The sequence below is a fragment of the Sphingomonas sp. PP-CE-3G-477 genome (assembly GCF_003050745.1).
GTDB lineage: Bacteria > Pseudomonadota > Alphaproteobacteria > Sphingomonadales > Sphingomonadaceae > Sphingomonas.
The window spans coordinates 14722-31704 of sequence record NZ_QAOF01000002.1 but is presented as its reverse complement, the minus strand read 5'-3'; the positions used below and the strand labels follow the sequence as shown (position 1 = coordinate 31704).

Here is a 16983-nt window from a genome sequence, read left to right as displayed (position 1 = left end):
TCCAGGGGATGGCCGAGGCACGGTACTCCGTCTGAGCGACGATGTGTGGGGTGGGGACCGCATGGGCAGACGTGCCGGCCGCGACGGCGTCCGGCAGGTACGACTGCTCCCGTTCGCTTAGGCGCGTGCTCGGGCCGATCGCTCGTGACGCGGGCCGAGGCGTGGGCTCGCGCGCCATGCTCGAGAGCGTCCCCTGCCGGTTCGTCCGACGCCCCGGGGGTTACCACCAATGGTCTTTTCGATTTCGCGCGCCACGATCGCCGCGTCCTTTCTTGTTTCGATACTGCCGTCCACAGCCTACGCACAGATCGCGGAGGACCGATCCGGCGATACGACCGACGACATCCTCGTCACCGGTCGTCATCAAGCGGACCTCACCGTCCCGAACACGACCGGCAGCCGGCTCGAACTGACGCCGCTCGAAACGCCAGCGACGCTGTCGGTCATAGACGGCGACACGATCCGGGCACGCGGCCACATGACGGTGATCGACGCGACCAGCCGCGCGCCCGGCATCACCAGCGTCGGCAATCTCGGCAATGGCGGCACCGCGCTCGCCGCGCGCGGGTTCAGCGGCCAGGGCTCGGTGCTCCAGCTGGTCGACGGCGTCCGGCTGTTTCCCGCGGCCGGCACGATCACTTTCCCGACCGACCCCTGGATGATCGACCGCATCGACATCCTCAGCGGCCCCGCCTCCGTACTTTACGGCCAGGGAGCGCTCGGTGGCGCGGTCAACGTGCTGATGCGCCAGCCGAATACCGTACGGACGCGGGTCGACGGCGAGATCGGCTATGGATCGCAGGACAGTTTCCACGTCGCGGCCGGCGCAGGCGGACCGATCGGCAACCGCCTGTCGTACCGCGTCGACGGCAGCTATCGGCGGTCCGACGGCTATGTCGATCGCGGGCAATCGCGCAGTTACGCGCTGTCCGCCACGCTGCGCTGGGCACCGACCGACACGCTCGTCGTCACCGCGCGCGACGATTACGGCAACCAGAACCCGATGCGCTATTTCGGCACGCCGCTGATCGACGGACGTCTCGACGACGACAACCGCGATCGCAACTACAACACGCGCGACGGGCATGTCCGGTACCGCGACAACCGCACCAGCCTGCAGGTCGATTGGACGCCGACCGACGCGCTCACGTTCAGCAACCAGGCGTACCGCCTGACCTCGAAGCGATCGTGGCTCAATCTCGAAAGCTATTGCTGGATCGCGGCGGACGGTTTCTGCCCGAACGGTGCCAATGGCGATCCGGGCGCGCCCGGCCAAATCTACCGCACCGACATGACCGGGATCGTCCACGAACAGACGCAATGGGGCGATCAGGCCAGCATGACGCTGAAAACGCCGATCGCCGACGGCATCTCGAACGATGTCGTGCTGGGGTTCGACGTGAACCTGATCAAGCTCGCATACTCGCATAATTTCGGCGCCGACCCGCAGATTTCCCCAGTCGACCCGTATGACTTCGACCCCGGCCTGATCGTCGACACGCAGGGGATCGCACCGCGCTATCGTACGCGGACCAACGAATATGCGATCTTCGCGGAGGACCGGCTGAAGCTCGGCGATCACGTCTCGATCGTCGGCGGCATCCGGTACGAACGCGATCGGATCCAGCGCCGGACGATCGACTCCACGGTCGCCGTCCCCACGGAAACCTTGGCGCTCGACAAGCGACTCGACAACACGACGTGGCGCGTCGGCAGCGTCTATCAACCAATTCCTACCGTCTCGCTCTATGCGCAATACGCGACCGGGGTCGATCCGCTCGGCACGCTGACGACCTATTCGACCGGGCAGGTGCAGTTCAGCAACGCAAAAGGCGATCAGGTCGAGATCGGCGCCAAGGCGGTGTTCCTGGGCGGACGCGGCACCGCGACGATCGCGGCCTATCGCATCGTCAAGAAAGGTCTGCTGTCGCAGCTGACGCCGACCAGTCCGATCGAGCAGGTCGGCCAGCGATCCGCCAAGGGTATCGAGGCTGCCGTCTCGCTGGACTTGCCCAAGGGGTTCGGGGTCGACGCGAACGGCAGCGTATTGAACGCGAGGTTCGACGATTTCGTCTCGGGCGGCAGGAGTTACGCCGGCAACACGCCGCCCGACGTACCCGAGACGATGGCGAACCTGTGGCTGCGCTGGACCGCGACGCGGGCGTTCCAGGCGCGCGCGGGACTCCGGTATGTCGGACGCCGCTATTCGGATAACGCGAACGACTTCCGCATACCCGGTTACGTGACCGTCGACGCCACGCTGTCCTACGCACTGACGCCGCGGGTCGCGGTCGATCTCCACGTCTATAATCTGCTCGACAAGGATTATGCGATCAACAGCTACGGTGTGCAGCAGTGGATCCTCGGACGGCCTCGCGCGGTGGACGTGTCGCTTCGTGCCGGGTTCTGACGTCCGCCGCGCAGCGTCGTTCGGCAGGGTCGGCCGGCGCTGGCTGTATCTCGTCCATCGGTGGGTCGGCATCGCCAGCTGCCTGTTCTTCGCGATGTGGTTCGTGTCGGGGCTGGTGATGCTGTACGTCCCCTATCCGTCGCTCACACTGGCCGAGACGCTCGCGCAAGTTGAGCCGATCGACTGGCGCGCTGTGAACGTGCCGCCGCCCATCGACGGCGGACACCTGCCGCAGGAGCTGTTGCTCGAGATGCGCGACGGCGTCCCCGTCTGGCGGATCGGACGCTGGGAAGGCGACCGGCGAACCGTTGCCGCTGACGCTGGCGCCCTGCTTGCGCCAGTCGACGCCGCCTACGCCACGCGCGTGGCACGCCGCTTTGGTCGGGCACCTACAGCGCAGGTCGAGCGCATCGTTCGCGATCAATGGACGGTCTCCGGCGGCTTCGACCGGCATCGTCCGCTCTCGAAAGTGACACTCGCAGATCCGAGCGGCACGCAGTTGTACGTGTCCTCCTCGACAGGCGGCATCGTCCAGTCGACGACACGCAGCGAACGCGTCTGGAACTGGCTCGGCTCGGTGCCGCACTGGCTGTATCCGACGATATTACGGCAGGACAATTCCGCCTGGCGTCAGGTCGTGATGTGGGTTTCCGGCCCCTGCATCGCCGCAGCGGTGGCAGGAATGTGGATCGGCATCCTGCGCACGCGGACGGGATCCCGCCGGTTCAAGGGCGGCCGGATGACGCCCTATCGCGGCTGGATGCTGTGGCATCACGTCGCCGGTCTGGTCGGCGGAGGCTTCCTGATCGCATGGATCTTCAGCGGCTGGCTGTCGGTCGATCCCTGGCACCTGTTCCGCAGTGCCGAACCCGACGCCGCGGCCGTACGCGCCTATGCCGCGTCCGACGCGATGCCTCTCGTCGATCTCGATCGACTGCGCGCCGCCGGATCGGGCGCCGTCCGCGCCCGGCTGATCGACAACGCGCATAAGCCGCTCGTCCTGCTCGAATACGCCGATGGAAAACGGACGACCCTCGGTGCAGCGACCCTCGCACCGGCCCGCCCCAGCACGCCGGCAATCGTCGCCGCCGCACGGCGACTCCAGCACGGCGCGACGCTGATCGCGCTCGACCGGCTAACCGCGCCCGATGCCTATTGGTACGAGCCGGGTGGCAAGCCGCGCCTGCCGGTCCTCCGGCTACGGTTCGACGACCCGCCAGCGACCTGGCTCTACATCGACCCCCAGACCGGCGAGGTACTCGCGACTATCGACCGCCGCCGCCGGGCCTATCGCTGGGCATTCGATCTGCTCCACAAATGGGATCTGAACGTGCTGACGCTGCATCGCCCGCTCTGGGATCTGCTGCTCTGGCTGTTCTCGATCGTCGGTCTCGTCACGTCGGTCAGCGGCATCTGGCTCGGCTGGAAACGGCTCCGGCGAGGCTGATTTCGATATCGCGGCGGAGCGGACCGTTTGCCCAAGTGACACCGCCGCGCGCTCGGCGTAGGCGGTACGCTTGGCCGGGTTCCGTCGCCTTTTCCTCGATCACCGCACGCTGTCGGCGTGGCTGATCACGTGTGCGCTGGCGATGAAGATCCTCGTCCCCGCAGGCTTCATGCCGGTCGTCTCCGGGGGCACGGTGACGATCCAGATCTGCGGCGGCACCGCGCCCACGATGGCAACGATGATGGCCAAGGCCACGACGATGGCCAAGACAATGCCCGGCATGATGCATCACCAGGACAAGAGCGATCACCAAGGTCGCGAGATGCCCTGCGCGTTCTCCGGGCTGTCCGCACCTTCGCTCGCCGCGGTCGATCCGCTGCTGCTCGCGATCGCGATCGCGTTCATCGTCGCCATGGGGTTTCGTCGGACATCGACCACCCCCGTCGCCGCGCCCGCCTATCTCAGGCCACCCTTGCGAGGTCCCCCACGCGTCTCCGCGTGATCTGACGACCTTAAAACCCGCCGATCACACCGCTTCGACCGTCCGCACACCGGACGGAACAGCCTCCGCGCGCGATGTCGCCGCGCGGACCACGGCATCCATGCCGGCGCCTTCGTGCGTCGCCATGACGAACAGGGACTCGCATGTTCAGAACATTCCTGGCCGCCTCGGCGTCCATCGTCGCACTCGCCTCCCCCGCCCACGCAACCGATACGGACGATCCGCAGACCGAAATCGTCGTCAACGGCCAGCGCGATAAGCTGAAGCTCGATCGCACGTCCGACACCGGCAGCCGCCTCGGCCTGTCGGTGCGCGAAACGCCCGCCACGGTCGAGACGCTGACCCAGGCCGACATGCAGGTCCAGGGCCTGCGCACCGCGCGCGAGGCGTTCAATTCGGTGGTCGGCGCGATCGCCGGCAACGTCCCCGGCAACCCTGCCGTCGTGACGTTGCGCGGCTTTTCGGGCGGCGCCGTATCGATCCTTCAGGACGGCGTCCGCGTCTCCACCTCGACCGTCGTCCAGCGCGACACCAACGTCTGGCATTACGACCGGATCGACGTCATCAAGGGTCCCGCCTCGGTCCTCTACGGCGAAGGCGCGCTGGCCGGCGTCATCAACAAGATCACGCGCAAACCCACCCTCGACGGCGACCATCTCGACGGACTGCTCAGCATCGGCAGCTTCGCCACCGTGACCGCGGCGAGCGGCGTCAACCTCAAGCTGTCCGACACCGTCGCGATCCGCGCGGACGCCAGCTATTTGCATTCCGACAGCCTCTACGACGTCGACGACAACGCGACGCGTTCCACCGGTCTCACCGCCAGCATCCTCCTCAAGCCCGCGCCCGATTTGTCCGTCCTGCTCGCGGTCGATCACTACGAGGATCGCTACGACAGCAGCTATCAGGGCCTCCCGTTCGTTTCCGCCGCGGTCGCGCGCGACCCAAGCGACGCGCTTCGCAGCCCCAACGGCATGGTCCTCGACAAGGCGCTACGCCGCCGCAACTACAACCCTGCCGGCGCCTATTCCGGCGCGCGCGACACGACGCTGCGCTCGCGGATCGACTATGCGATCGGCAGCGGCTGGTCGGTCGCCAACGACTTCACCTGGTATCATGCCAAACGCGATTTCGTACTGAGCGGCGATCAGGTCTTCACCGCCCCCACGCCTACATTCCCGAACGGCAGCTTCGCGCGATCGATCCAGCGAATCTACCATGATCACCGCTTCTGGAACGAACGTGTAGTGATTGCCAACGACGGCAAGATCGCGGGCCTGCGCAACCGCTTCAGCCTCGGCGGCGAATATAACGACACCAACTTTACCAACCCGCGCCAGCAAGGCCCGATCGGCGGTAACGCAGCCGCACGGATCACCAACGTCGATCCGTACGCGCCTGTCGTCGGCATCTTCCCGACCGACGCCGCCGCCTATTCCACCACCAACGTCATCTACCAGTCGAAGCTGAAGACCGCCTCCGTCTTCGCCGAGGATGCGCTGAACCTCACCCCCGGATGGCTGCTGGTCGGCGGCGCACGCTACGATCACATCGATCTCACCCGCGTCATCGTCAACCTGAACGCCAACGGCGCCGTCACACGCGGTACGCCGACCTACGATCCGTTCTCGTGGCGGATCGGCACCACCTACGACCTCACGCCCGACATCACCGTCTACGGCCAATACACGACCGCGGTCACGCCCGTGTCCTCGATCCTGCTCCAGTCGATCGTCAACACCGGCTACAAGCTCACCAAGGGCCGCGCCTACGAAGTCGGCTTCAAGGCCTCCGCCTTCGCCAAGCGGCTGACGATGACCGGTGCCGCCTACCGCATCGAGCAGAGTAACATCCTCACCCGCGATCCGACCAATCCGCAACAGACAGTGCAGGGCGGCGAGCAGTCCTCGCAGGGCGTCGAACTCAGCATCGGTGCAGCCGTCACCGACGCGCTCTCGCTGTCGGCGGGCGCCGCATATACCGACGCCAATTACGATCAGCTCAGCGAACTCATCGCGGGCGCCCGCATCGATCGCGCCGGCAATCGCCCGATCAACACGCCTTCGACCACCGTCAGCGGGTCCGCACTCTACACGATCAAGGCGCTCCCGGTGACGCTCGGCGGTTTCGTCCGCCACGTCTCGGGTTTCTACACCGACACCGCCAACACCTATTTCGTCCGCGGCCATACCGTTGTCGAGGCGTCGGTCAGCTATCAGGTCGCGCCGCAAGCCTCCGTTTCGGTCCGCGGTCGCAACCTGACCAACGCATTCTACGGCGAGTATTCGGGCTACCCGACGACCAACGTCTATATCGGCGCGCCTCGCAGCGTCGAAATCGCCCTTTCCACGCATTTCTGAGCAGGGGTTTCCCAATGGCGTCCGCCAGTTCGATCGATCCGAAGGCCTACCGCGCGATCTGGCGGTGGCATTTCTACGCCGGCCTTATCGTCGCGCCGTTCCTGCTGATCCTCAGCATCACCGGTGCGATCTATCTCTTCAACGACGAGATCGACGACGCGCTCTATCCTTCGCAACGCTTCGTCGCGCTGCATACGACGACCGTGCCGCCGTCCCGCATGATCCGCGCCGCGCTGACCGCATATCCAGGCGCCGCGACCCGGATCGACCTTCCGGGCTCGGCCGACCGGTCGGCCGTCGTCTACGTAACGCCCGACCGAGGCGATCCACGGCGCGTGGCAGTGGATCCCGGCACCGGTCGCGTTCTGGGATCGACGATCTACGCCCGCACGCTGGTCGGGTTCGCCGACGCGATGCATGGGTCGCTGACGCTCGGGACGATCGGTGATCGCGTTGTCGAGCTGGCGGCCTGCTGGGCGCTGGTCCTGATCGCCACCGGCCTCTACCTCTGGTGGCCGCGCAACCGGCGCGGGTTCGCCGGCATCCTCTATCCCCGGCTGCGCGCCGGCGGACGGCTGTTCTGGCGAGACCTGCACGCGGTGATCGGTGTCTGGTCGGTCGCGTTCATCGCCTTCCTGCTGCTGACCGGACTCCCCTGGGCGGGGATCGAAGGCGACCTCCTCAACCGAGGCACCGCGGCGATCGGCATCGGCTACCCCGCCTCGAACCGCACGCACAACGCGCCGACGAGCGTGCCGATGAAGACGGCGCTCGGCGAGGCTCCGTGGACGATGGAACTCGCGCCGATGCCAAGCTCGGCGCCCTCGTCCGAACATGCAGGGCATGCCGGACACGAGATGGCGATGGCCGTCCGCGACGACGTGGCCGTGTCTGGGATAGACCGGATCGCCAACTCGGTCGCCCGCCAACACGGCATGACCGGCGCCTACCGCCTGTTCCTGCCGAGCGGCCCCACCGGTGTCTACACCGCCTACACCTACCCCGACCGACCGCAGGGCCAGCGCACGCTCTATTTCGATCGCTGGACCGGTAGCCTGATCAGCGAGGTCGGCTATCCCGATTACGGCTGGGCGGCAAAGGCGATCGAGCTTGGCGTCCAGCTTCACATGGGCAATTATTTCGGCCTCGTGAACCAGCTCGTGATGCTGTCGATCTGCATCGCGATCGTCGTGCTCGTCGTCAGCGGCATCGTCATGTGGTGGAAACGACGCCCGGCAGGCCGCCTCGCCGCCCCGGCCCGCGTCCCCTCCGCCCGGATCAAGGGCGCGATCGCGATCCTGATCGCAGCCGGCCTCGCCTTCCCGATGCTCGGAGTGTCGACACTTGCGATCTTCCTGCTCGACCGATCGATCCTCTTCGCCCGCGACCGGTTCGGGCGCACGTCGTCGACACCGACCTGACGCTATGCAAACCCTATGCGCGCAGGCCGAAATCGGGCTCGTGATGCTATGTCGGCGCGCATAATTACCGGCTCCTCACAGCATGAAGGAGCCCGAAAGTGTTGCTGGTTACCGATCCGGAGCCCGACCAAGGCATCTCGACCCTGACCGTAGGACAGGACGCCGCCGGCCATTGGCTGGTCCAGGAAAGCGGCGGGCGGCTCGAAGGGCGGTTCGTCTCGTTCCCCGCGGCGATGGCGTTCGCGCGTGCCGAGCGCCACGGCTTTCCCGGCGCAAGGGTGGTGGTCGTGACGACACCGCTGGTGCCGCAGGTTTCGTTCGAACCGGTCGCCCCTTGGGAAACCGCGCTGCCGCGTGCCGCGTGACCGTCCCGTCCCTCGTTTTCCGGAGCGCCAGACATGTCCGTCTCGCATAGCCTTCAGTCCCGCAGGCGTCCGAACGCCCCTGCGACCGCGACGCGTCCCGAGCATGATGATCGCTGGCCCGCCATCGCCGCCGCGCTCGGCGAACTACGACTCGCCAAACGGCGCAGCGTTCGCATCGTCGATGCCGATTGCGGCGTCGGCACGCTGCTCTTGCGAGCGGTACGCCATGCGCGCTCGCTCGGGTTCACCGCGATCGAGGGTCGCGGCATCGACGGCGCGCCCGCGCTGATTGGCCTGGCCCGCGCCGCCGCCGCCACGCTCGACGATCCCGCCATCGGTATGACGTTCGAAATGGCGGACCTGCGCGCGGCGCTCACCGAGGAAGCCGAATTTCCCGCCGATATCCTGCTGTGCGACAACAGTGCAGGCCGCGCCGGTCTGTCGGTCGCGATCGCAGCCGCCGGACGCGTCGTGATCGATCATCCCGCGACGATCGCGCGGGCGGTGGCGGCATGACCACGCGCGATCTCGCCTGGCGTATCGCCGGCGTCGCGGTCTTCGGCCTTGCCTGCACGATCGGCAGCCGCCGAGACCTGCCATCGATGCACGGAATCGACACGCTGCTCGGGCTGGCGGCGTTCGTGCTCGCCGTCGCGGGAGTCGTGCTGATCGTGCAGGGCAAGCGCGTGCCGATGGCCTTCCGCGTCGAACGCAGCGGCCACCGCAACCTCGTCGCCGCGATCCGTGGCCAGCGACGGCAGCGCTCGGGCGTGAAGACCCACCCCACCCGCTGAACGCGCGCCTTTCGACCGGCAACCCCTCCTTATCGTAACGCGCGGTCCCGCTCGCTGCGGGATCGCGCGACATGGGCTTTTCCAGGATCCATCATGTCCCCTTTCCACTACCGCGACGGCGTCCTCCACGCCGAACGCGTGCCCCTGCCCGCGATCGCCGCGAGCATCGGCACGCCTGCCTATGTCTATTCGACCGCCGCGTTTCGCGCCTCCGCTCGCGCCTTCAGGGCCGGACTCGCGCCGATCGCACGCCAGCACGTCGCCTTCGCGGTGAAGGCCAATCCCAATCTCGCCATACTGCGATTGCTCGCGGCCGAGGGATATGGCGCCGACATCGTGTCGCACGGCGAGATGCTGCGCGCGCTCGCCGCCGGCATTCCCGCGCGGGCAATCGTCTTTTCGGGCGTCGGCAAGACCGATGCGGAGATGATCGCTGCTCTTGATGCGGGGGTTGGCCAGTTCAACGTGGAGTTCGAGGAGGAAGGCGTCGTGCTGGCGGGGCTGGCGGCGGCGCGCGGGCGGCGCGCGGTGGCGGTGTTGCGCGTCAATCCCGACATCGATGCGGGCACGCACGCGAAAATCTCAACCGGCCGGCGCGACAACAAGTTCGGCGTCGGCCTGGACGATGCGCCGGGCATCTATGCACGACTGGCACGCCTCGACGGCCTCGATCTGCGCGGCGTCGCGATCCATATCGGCAGCCAGATCGCCGATCTCGCACCGCTGGAGGCCGCCATCTCGCGCATCGGCACGCTGATCGCGGACCTGCGTGCGGCAGGGCATCGGATAACGCATGTCGACCTCGGCGGTGGGCTCGGCATCCCCTATCGCCCCGAGGAGATCTACCCGACCGCCGCAGCGTACGGCGCGATGGTCGCGCGCGTCACGCGCGACTGGGACGCGACGCTGATGTTCGAGCCGGGCCGGTTCGTGGCGGGCGAGGCCGGCGTGCTGCTGACCGAGATACTTTGGGTGAAACCCGGCGCGAAGCATCCCTATGTCATCGTCGACGCAGCCATGAACGATCTCGCGCGGCCCGCGCTGTACGACGCGTTCCATGATTTCATCGCGGTCGAACCGAACGGTCGCCGGATGGTCGCCAACATCGCCGGTCCGGTCTGCGAAAGCGGCGATACCTTCGCGATGGGCCGCGCGATCGACGAAGTCCGCCGCGGCGATCTCGCGGTGTTCCGCACCGTCGGGGCATACGGCGCGACGATGGCCTCGACCTATAATTGTCGCCCACTGATCCCCGAAGTGCTGGTCGACGACGATCGGTTCACGGTGGTGGCCGACCGCATTTCGCCGCAAGCGACGCTGGATGTACAGCCCGTCGCGGCCTGGCGCCGGCCGATCCTTTCGCTCGCCCGTCAGCGCCGGTAACGCCGCTGCCATATCGCAACGCCGTGCTTGGTCGCCTCCGTCACGACGATCGTCGCGACGACTGCCGCCGCGCAGAACCACAGGATGGCCGCAGACACCGGCGCGGTGCCCAGAACCCGGCCCAGCGGCGGCCACAGCATCGCGGTCACTTGCAACGCGATCGCGATGCCGACGCCGACCAGCAGCCACGCGTTCGACAGCAACGGCTCGCGGAGGATCGAGCGTCGCTCGCTGCGCATGCACAGCACATAGGCGTTCTGGAACAGCACCGTCATCAGCAGCACCGCGTTCTGGATTTCGGCGAGCGGCCGCCCGTCGCGGTGCATCCCCGATACCAGGTACAACGCCAGCCCGGTCATCAACAGCGCCGGCGGGATCATCAGCGCGATCGCACTGCGGTCGAGGATCGGCGCGCTCGGCGGTCGGGGCGGCTGGCGCAGTTCGTCACCCTCGCCGCGCCCGAACCCGAGCATCACGTCCTGCGCGCCGTTCGTGACGAGGTTGAGCCACAGCAGCTGCACCGCGGTCAGCGGCATCGGCAGGCCCAGCATCACCGCGCCGATGAACATGCCGATCTCGGCGATCCCGGTCGCGAGCAGGATGATGACGATCCGCCGCACGTTGGCGTAGGTCACGCGGCCCTCCTCGACGCCGGCGACGATCGAGGCGAAATTGTCGTCGGCGAGCACCAGATCGGCGGCGCCGCGAGCGACGTCGGTGCCCGCGATACCCATCGCCACGCCGATATGAGCGGCCTGGAGCGCGGGCGCATCGTTGACGCCATCGCCCGTCACCGCGACCAGTTCACCGCTGGCGGCAAGGATGCGGACGATCTCCAGCTTCTGAACCGGCTCGATCCGCGCGAATACGCGTCCGCCGAGGACGAGCCCGGCCAGCCGCGCCGGCTGGTCGGCCAGGCTGGCCATCTCCGTGCCGGTGACCACCTGATCAGTGGCCACCTCGAGCCCGAGCCCGCGCGCGATCGTCAGCGCGGTACCGGGATGATCGCCGGTCACCATTCGCACGCCGATCCCGGCCTCGGCACAGCGCGCGATCGCTCCCGGCACCTCAGGGCGGACCGGATCGATCAGCCCGATCCAGCCAAGCAGCACGAGCCCGATAGGCGCGTCCGGATCGGTCGTGGTCGGGCCGTCCGAGGCAGCGACCGCGATCACGCGGTAGCCGTCTTCCGCCATCGCCGTCGCGGCTTCCAGCGCCACGGGGTCGATCGCATGACACATCCGCCGGACCACTTCGGGCGCCCCCTTGGCGAACATCCGTGCCCCGCTACCTTCGGCGACCAAGACCGTCGAAAACTTGCGCTCGGGTTCGTACGGCAGCGCCGCGATCCGGGGTACCGCGTGCTGCACCGCCAGATCCTCGCCGCCGTCACGCGCGAAGCCCAACAGCGCCACGTCGACCGAATCCCCGACCGGCATGCCGTCAGGGCCGACCGAAGCCTCGTTGCAGAGCGCTGCCGCCCGCCGCATCGCCGCCAGACTATCATCCGCCCAATCGGCCCGCACGAACCTCCGCCCGTCGGCCAGCAGGATGCGCTCGACCGACAGGATGTTTCGCGTCAGCGTCCCCGTCTTGTCGCTGGCGATGATCGTGCAGGCGCCGAGCCCTTCGACCGCGGGCAGCGAGCGAACGATCACGTTGCGCGCGGCCATCCGCCTGGTGCTTGCCGCCAGCGCGACCGTCACCGCGATCGACAACCCCTCTGGGATCGCCGACACCGCGAGCGCGACCGCGAGCAAAAGTATCTGATCGCCCGGCCGGCCCTGCACCCACAGCACCAGCGCAAACGGGACGATCAGGGCGATCGTCGCGATGCTGATCTGGCGCGCCAGTCTGTCGAGCCGGATCACGAGCGGCGGCGGGGTCGGCTTCGTCGCGCGCAACGACTCGTCGATCGCGCCGAGCGCAGTGTTCGCCCCGGTCGCGACGACGATCCCGACGCCGCGTCCCTGCTCGATCATCGTCCCCGCCAGGACCATCGTCGCGCGTTCGCCAGGTGCCGTTCGGATGGGCAGGACGACCGCCTGATCCTTCGCGACCGCGATCGATTCCCCGCTGAACGTCGACTGGTCGACGCGCAGCGCGCTGCTCGAGGACAGGCGGATGTCGGCAGGCACCGCCATGCCGCTCTCCAGCTCGACCACGTCCCCGACGACCAGCGCGCGGGCATCGATCACCGATACCATCCCGCCACGCCGCACCATCGCGGTCTGGCCGATCATCCGCCCGAGCGCCGCCAGACTGTCCGCCGCCTTGCTCTCCTGAAACGTGCCGATCGCCGCGTTGACGAGCAGGACGACGCCGATGAACCCCGCATCGGTCCGATGGCCAAGCGAGAGCGAGATCGACGCCGCCGCGACCAGCAGATAGATCAGCGGACTGTTGAACTGCCGCAGGAACAGCAGCAGCGTCGACGGCACCGGCGGCGGCGCGAGCTCGTTGAGACCGTCGCGGATCAACCGCCCGGCGGCTTCTGCCGCGGTCAGGCCCGCGTCGCGCGTTCCCAGCACCGCCATGACGTGATCGGTCGATGTCGCGTGCCAGATCGTTGCCGAGGGTACCGGCGCGTCGATCGGTCGATCGACGATCATCGGCCGCCCGCTTCGGCACCGGCCGGGGCACCCGTTTCGATAATCGTCACCGGCGTTCCCGTTCCGGCATTCGCCAGCGTCTCGCGCGTCACCAACAGGGTCGTGCCCGGCGTCAGCACCGTCGCCAGCGCAGCGCGGAACTTGTCCGGCAACTGCCCCTTGGCGCGATCCTCTGCGGTCAGCTCGCCGGTTCGCGTATCGCCCGGCAGCGGCAACCGCAGCCAGTGTTCACCCGACGCATCGACCGATTGCAGCGTGAAGGCCGACGTCCGTTCGATCGGAGCATCGGCCGTTATCGCGCTGGAACCGATCTCGATACCGTTGCGCAGCTCGACGACACGCCTGTCGCGGCCGCTGACGACGATCGACACCGGGCCCGTCCGCGACAGCGCGGGATTCCACGCGAAGTCTTCGCGACCCGACCGTCCTGCACCCAGAATGCCCGGCGTCGCCGCCACCACCGGAACGCGCGCGTCCTGCGTGGTGACGACGGTGATCCCCAGACGCGTGATCCCGAACAGCAGCTTGGCGAACGCGGGTGGTAGGCGGATGCAGCCGTGCGACGCGGGATAGCCCGGCAGGTTGCCCGCATGCATCGCGATCCCGCCCCAGGTCAGCCGCTGCATGAACGGCATCGCGGCGTCCTTGTAGAGGTTGGAGACGTGGTCCGCGTCCTTCTGCAACACGGTGAACACTCCCGTCGGCGTCGCATGGCCGTCGCTGCCGGTGGAGACGGTCGAGACACCGATCGGCACGCCGTTCCGGTAGGCATAGGCCTTTTGCGTGGCGAGACTCACGATGATGGTAACGGGCCCGGCCGGCGCGATCGCCGGCGCCCAGAGGAACTCGCCGGGCTTGAGCTGCTCGATCCGGCCATCGATGCTGGTAGGCATTGGGGCGGGTAATTGCGCCGGCATTTGCGCTGCGGAAATCGTCGCAACGTTCAAGGCGAGCGCGAGGCTGCACGTCATGCGGCGGATCGTCATCATGGGGTCCGATCGGGAAAATATTACCCAACCGTCGCTATCCGGCGATCGGCGTGCGCATTACCGTCGGAAACTACGCAGCAGGACGGATCACGGTTCGCTTCGAGGTCCCCTAGCGCCGGGATGAAGGTCGATCGACGCTATACCGCCACAACGTCGGCGGAGATCACACGGCCGTGCCGACCAGCCGGCCGATCGCTGCGGTCGCGGCCATGGCGAACGCGCCCCAGAACGTGACCCGGACGACCCCGCGCCAGATGTTTGCGCCGCCAGTCTTCGCCCCGATCCCGCCCAGCAGTGCGAGGACGACCAGCGATCCGCCGGCGACCGCCACGATGAGGGACGAACGCGACGCGACGAACACGATCAGCACCGGCATCGCCGCGCCGACGATGAAGCTCGCCGCCGACGCGAGCGCCGCCTGCACCGGCCTGGCCCCTGCACCGACCGTGATGGCGAGCTCATCGCGAGCATGCGCGCGAAGTGCGTCCTTCGCCATCAACTGGGCCGCAACCGTCGCGGCGGTATCGGGGTCCACGCCGCGTTCGACATAGATCCCTGCCAGCTCAGCGAGCTCGCCAACCGGGTCCTCGACCAGTTCGTGGCGCTCGCGGTCGAGTTCGGCGGTTTCGGTATCGGCCTGGGCGCTGACCGAGACATACTCGCCCGCCGCCATCGACATCGCGCCTGCAACCAGCCCCGCAATACCCGCGACGACGATCGCGCCGGACGGCGCGCCGGCGGCGGCGACGCCGAGGATCAGGCTTGCGGTCGACACGATCCCGTCGTTTGCGCCGAGCACCGCCGCACGCAGCCAGCCGATCCGGTCCGCGACATGATGTTCGCGGTGCACGACGACGCGGCGCACGATTACACGACCTGGAGCAGGTTCTCGACCATGACCGCGCCGGGTGCTGCCCAGGCCGTCCGCTCGGCGACCTTGCGATCGTGCGGCGAGTCGACCGAGCCGGTCAGCCTGACGGTGCCGCCATCGACCGTGACCTTGATCGTGTCGCCATCGAAGAACCAGGAACGGTGCAGCGCCGTCCGGATATCGTTGCTGACGTCGGTGACGTCGACGCGCGGCGTGAGCGCGATGTGGTTCATCACGCCGATGACCCCCGCAAGCGGCCGTACCGCGGCCTCAGCGGCGTCCTTCTGGAAATGCCAGCGCACTTCGCCGCGCAGGCTCACCCAGCCATCCTCGACCTGCGCCCGGACCGTGTCGTGCGGCACGGTAGTATCCCAGGACAGCCGCTCGACGATGGCGCTGGCGATCGCCTCGTCGCCGCGCTTGAAGCGTTCCTCGAGCCGCACTTCGATCTCTTCGGCAACCGCCTTCACGCCTTCGACGCGCCCGGCGGCACGCTCGGCGGCGTATTTCGCGGCATAGCTGCCGGCATGGCCGCTGAGCGTGACGACGCCGCCGTTCGCGGTGACGCCGATATGCCCCGCGGGTACGCTTGGATCCCAGTTCAGTTCGGCGAGCACGGCTTTCTGCAATCTGGCGTCGGCTGTCATGACACTCTCCTAAAGGATGGCGCGGCACGAGAGCCCCGAACCGGCGAGCGTCACCCTATCGAGGGGCCACGGCGCCGACAGCGTCGGGAACTACGCACACCGTCCTGGCAGTCGGCCTGCGTAGTTCCCGATCCTTTCGCGACCCCGCGTCATCGACGAAACCGCTGATCGGATCGGGGCGCCGAATATGCGCCCGGATCGAAGCCGGATCGGGGAACGCGACAATGACCTATTCCACCCTGTTGGTGCATCTCGACGGCGGACGACCGAACGCCGCGTTGCTCGACGTCGCGGCGACGCTCGCCGATCGCCACGGCGCGTCGGTGATCGGCATCGCCGCCTGCCAGCCGGTCCAGATCGGTGCGTGCGACGGCTATCTCGGCGGCGAATATGCCGTGATCGAACGCGATATCGTCGCCGACGAACTCGCCCGCGCCGAGACCGAGTTCCACGCGCATGAGCGGCTCGCTGGCCACGTCCTCGAATGGCGCTCGATCCCGACGCTCATCAACATCGTGCATGTCGTCGCGGAGAATGCGCGCTCGGCCGATCTCGTCATCACCAGCGCCGGGCCGGGATACGCCGACCTGTCGACGCATGCCGATACCGGCGAGCTTATCCTGCGCGCAGGCCGTCCGGTGCTGGTGGTGCCCGACGGTGCCGCCACGGCAAGCTTCAGGACGGTCATGGTCGCCTGGACCGACACGCGCGAATGTCGCCGTGCGGTGAGCGATGCGCTGCCGATACTACACGCCGCAGACCGCGTGATCATCGTCGCGGTCGCGATCGATGCGCTCGACGCTCGCGCGCCGCTCGAGGATGTCGCCGCGTGGCTCGCACGGCAGAGCGTCGACGTGGACAAGATCGTGGTGCGGATGAAGGGCACCAGTATCGATACGCTCGCCTCGATCGCCAACGACGTCGACGCCGACCTCGTCGTGGCCGGCGCTTACGGCCATAGCAGAATTCGCGAATGGGCGTTCGGCGGGGTCACGCGAGATCTGTTGCTGCGCGACCGACGCTGCACGCTACTATCGCATTAGTGCATGATCGCGATGGCGCTCCGCAAGTATCTGGCCGCGTCGATCGCGATGAATCCAAGACCATTCATCGGCGGGACGATTTTGGCGGTGATAATCCTCGTCGAAGGACTATTAGCACATAGCGGATATCTAGCTTAAC

The 16983-nt window shown here is 67.6% G+C and carries 15 protein-coding genes; 11 read left to right on the top strand and 4 right to left on the bottom strand.

Features of this window, described 5'->3' with window-relative positions; genetic code table 11:
• Window positions 1-229: 229 nt before the first annotated feature.
• From C8J45_RS05565 to lysA, 9 genes are all read left to right on the top strand, one after another.
• On the top strand, window positions 230-2410 hold the full coding sequence (locus C8J45_RS05565) for a TonB-dependent siderophore receptor (RefSeq protein WP_107962313.1): 2181 nt from the start codon (window positions 230-232) through the stop codon (window positions 2408-2410).
• On the top strand, window positions 2397-3857 hold the full coding sequence (locus tag C8J45_RS05560; protein ID WP_258191317.1) for a PepSY domain-containing protein: 1461 nt from the start codon (window positions 2397-2399) through the stop codon (window positions 3855-3857). Before C8J45_RS05565 ends, C8J45_RS05560 begins: the two co-directional genes overlap by 14 nt.
• Before the next feature lie 70 nt (window positions 3858-3927).
• Window positions 3928-4359, top strand: coding sequence for a DUF2946 family protein (locus C8J45_RS05555; protein WP_258191316.1), 432 nt, complete (start codon window positions 3928-3930; stop codon window positions 4357-4359).
• Window positions 4360-4502: 143 nt separating this feature from the next.
• Window positions 4503-6719, top strand: a complete 2217-nt coding sequence (locus C8J45_RS05550; RefSeq protein WP_107962311.1) for a TonB-dependent siderophore receptor — start codon at window positions 4503-4505, stop codon at window positions 6717-6719.
• A gap of 14 nt (window positions 6720-6733) precedes the next feature.
• Entirely contained in the window at window positions 6734-8140 is a 1407-nt protein-coding gene (locus tag C8J45_RS05545; protein ID WP_107962310.1) for a PepSY domain-containing protein, read from the top strand.
• A gap of 98 nt (window positions 8141-8238) precedes the next feature.
• Complete coding sequence (locus C8J45_RS05540; protein WP_107962309.1) at window positions 8239-8505, top strand: hypothetical protein; 267 nt, start codon at window positions 8239-8241, stop codon at window positions 8503-8505.
• A gap of 33 nt (window positions 8506-8538) precedes the next feature.
• Window positions 8539-9021 (top strand): SAM-dependent methyltransferase, encoded by a 483-nt coding sequence (locus tag C8J45_RS05535; protein WP_107962308.1) that lies wholly within the window; start codon window positions 8539-8541, stop codon window positions 9019-9021.
• Window positions 9018-9299 (top strand): hypothetical protein, encoded by a 282-nt coding sequence (locus tag C8J45_RS05530; protein WP_107962307.1) that lies wholly within the window; start codon window positions 9018-9020, stop codon window positions 9297-9299. Before C8J45_RS05535 ends, C8J45_RS05530 begins: the two co-directional genes overlap by 4 nt.
• Window positions 9300-9392: 93 nt before the next feature.
• Window positions 9393-10682, top strand: coding sequence for a diaminopimelate decarboxylase (lysA, locus tag C8J45_RS05525; protein WP_107962306.1), 1290 nt, complete (start codon window positions 9393-9395; stop codon window positions 10680-10682).
• Here the strand turns inward: lysA and C8J45_RS05520 are convergent.
• The 4 genes from C8J45_RS05520 to C8J45_RS05505 form a co-directional block, all read right to left on the bottom strand.
• The gene (locus C8J45_RS05520; RefSeq protein WP_107962305.1) at window positions 10670-13294 is read right to left on the bottom strand and encodes an HAD-IC family P-type ATPase; all 2625 of its coding nucleotides are present in this window, start codon (window positions 13292-13294) and stop codon (window positions 10670-10672) included. The genes lysA and C8J45_RS05520 overlap by 13 nt on opposite strands.
• Entirely contained in the window at window positions 13291-14280 is a 990-nt protein-coding gene (locus C8J45_RS05515; RefSeq protein ID WP_107962598.1) for a L,D-transpeptidase, read from the bottom strand. Before C8J45_RS05515 ends, C8J45_RS05520 begins: the two co-directional genes overlap by 4 nt.
• 166 nt (window positions 14281-14446) lie before the next feature.
• Complete coding sequence (locus tag C8J45_RS05510) at window positions 14447-15148, bottom strand: VIT family protein (protein WP_107962304.1); 702 nt, start codon at window positions 15146-15148, stop codon at window positions 14447-14449.
• A 2-nt stretch (window positions 15149-15150) separates the two neighbouring features.
• Window positions 15151-15801, bottom strand: a complete 651-nt coding sequence (locus C8J45_RS05505; RefSeq protein WP_107962303.1) for a BON domain-containing protein — start codon at window positions 15799-15801, stop codon at window positions 15151-15153.
• A gap of 224 nt (window positions 15802-16025) precedes the next feature.
• Between C8J45_RS05505 and C8J45_RS05500 the strand changes: the two genes are divergently transcribed.
• Together C8J45_RS05500 and C8J45_RS19530 are read left to right on the top strand one after the other, a co-directional pair.
• Window positions 16026-16844: a universal stress protein gene (locus C8J45_RS05500; protein ID WP_107962302.1), complete on the top strand. Its 819-nt coding sequence runs from the start codon at window positions 16026-16028 to the stop codon at window positions 16842-16844.
• 3 nt (window positions 16845-16847) lie between these two features.
• On the top strand, window positions 16848-16982 hold the full coding sequence (locus tag C8J45_RS19530; RefSeq protein WP_258191315.1) for a hypothetical protein: 135 nt from the start codon (window positions 16848-16850) through the stop codon (window positions 16980-16982).
• The last annotated feature ends 1 nt before the right edge of the window (window position 16983 follow it).